The sequence below is a fragment of the Halomonas sp. SIMBA_159 genome (assembly GCF_046536035.1).
Lineage (GTDB): Bacteria > Pseudomonadota > Gammaproteobacteria > Pseudomonadales > Halomonadaceae > Vreelandella > Vreelandella venusta_A.
The window spans coordinates 1-276 of the sequence record NZ_JAWJBT010000456.1; the positions used below are offsets into that span (position 1 = coordinate 1).

Consider the following 276-nt stretch of genomic DNA (forward strand, 5'->3'; position numbering starts at 1 on the left):
TGTGGCGACGGATCTGCTCGTCAATAAGGTTCAAGAGTACATTGATCCTGTTCCAGGAGAAGGGGAAGGTCAAGCACCAATCGGGGCTATTGCCGCTGTTGAAAGCGCCAAGTGGAAAGATGTTGAGGTGTCCGTATCTGTGGAGCTTAAAATGGATTACTCCATTGAAGATGCACAAGAGGAGATTGAAGAGAAGGTCAAAGCGCTTCTAAAATCACTTGCCTTTGAAGAAAATGTGATCAGAATGTCAGCGATCAATGACATTTTGTATCATGC

At 44.9% G+C, this 276-nt stretch carries 1 protein-coding gene; it reads left to right on the top strand.

Going from position 1 to position 276, the window contains the following annotated elements; translation table 11 throughout:
- Nucleotides 1-276 (top strand): hypothetical protein (locus R0J87_RS20005; protein ID WP_498888435.1); only part of this gene is annotated, 276 nt, incomplete at both ends.